Origin of the sequence: Caballeronia humi, assembly GCF_001544475.1 — a bacterium.
Lineage (GTDB): Bacteria > Pseudomonadota > Gammaproteobacteria > Burkholderiales > Burkholderiaceae > Caballeronia > Caballeronia humi.
In genome coordinates this window covers 1-1,274 of sequence record NZ_FCNW02000185.1, presented here as the reverse complement: position 1 = coordinate 1,274, position 1,274 = coordinate 1, and the positions used below count along the sequence as shown (strand labels likewise).

2 protein-coding genes are annotated in these 1,274 nt (G+C 61.9%); both read left to right on the top strand.

Annotated features, from left to right (window positions below):
- Nucleotides 1–330: CoA transferase (locus AWB65_RS34925; protein ID WP_200821878.1), on the top strand; the 330-nt coding region annotated here is incomplete at its 5' end.
- Nucleotides 331–384: 54 nt separating this feature from the next.
- Nucleotides 385–1,020, top strand: a complete 636-nt coding sequence (locus AWB65_RS34920; protein ID WP_087671268.1) for a carboxymuconolactone decarboxylase family protein — start codon at nucleotides 385–387, stop codon at nucleotides 1,018–1,020.
- Nucleotides 1,021–1,274 lie beyond the last annotated feature (254 nt).

The following is a 1,274-nucleotide window of genomic DNA, read 5'->3' as shown; positions in this document are numbered from 1 at the left end:
AATGCGCAGCGCGTGCGCAATCTTCCGCCGCTGCTCGCGATCATCCGCGAAGCGCTGCTCGGGGACGATCTCGACGTTTGGCTCGGCAAGCTAGATGCCGCCACCGTGCCGTGCGGGCCGATCAACACGATCCCGATGGTGTTCGAGGACGTGCAAGTTAAGCACCGCGAGATGCTGCGTCATCTCCCCCATCCGGTCTCGGGCACCGTGCCGCAGGTGGTGAGCCCGATTCGACTCCGCAATGCTCCGTTGAGCTTCGACCGCGCCCCACCGACGCTCGGGCAGCATACGGACGAAGTGCTGCGCGAACTCGGTATTGAGCGCGGGTAAAAACCGGTGCACGGAGGCTGCCGAACAAATGACATCTCACTGTAAGGACTGAACGTGGCCCGTATTCCCCTTTTTTCGCCCGACTCGATGACCGCCGAGCAGGAGCGCGTCTATCGCGCCGTCGTTGATGGCCCGCGCGGGACCGTCGTTGGTCCCTTGCGCGCCGCGCTGCACCGCCCTGAACTGGCCGACCGCTGGCAGCGCTTCGGTGAAATCCTGCGCTACGGGACGACGTTGCCGGCGCGGCTGACCGAACTGGCGATCGTGGTTACGGCGCGGCGCTGGAACAGCCAGCTCGAATGGCATATTCACGCCGAGGCGGGCCTGCGTGCTGGCCTGAGCCAAACCACACTGGACGCGATCAAGACAGGCGCGCACCCTGCCTTCGAGGACTTGGAAGAAGCCGATATCTACGAATTCGCGCGACAACTGCAACAAACGGGCGACGTAGAGGAAAACGTGTATCAGCGCGTGATGCACCGCTGGGGCAACGTCGGCGTAGTCGAACTTGGTGCGGTGATTGGTTATTACACACTCGTGTCGATGACGCTCAACGTGCATCAGATCCCGTTGCCAGACGACGTGTCGCCGCCGCTCGAGCCCATCCTGCACTTAAGCGAGGTTGACGAAGCCCTCCCGACGCTTGCGCGCTGCACTGTAGCAGGCGAAGCTGTCAGTAAAAGTCAGTAGGCTAGACAACTGGATCTTTGGATTAAACTATGAGGGTTTCCCCGCTACGCGGGCTGCCCTTGGTAGCCGCGCCGGAAGCGCCACATGACACCATCCGGAGTTGCAATGAGTACAGAGGCGGCCCTGAAGGAACCAGCCATTGATTTCAGCTTGAGCGGAGTTGCCCGCTATATCCAGCTGGCGACACTGTTTAGGAGGCGCATCGAGTCAGGCCAGTGGAATGTCGGCGCGCAGATACCAACCGTCGACGAGCT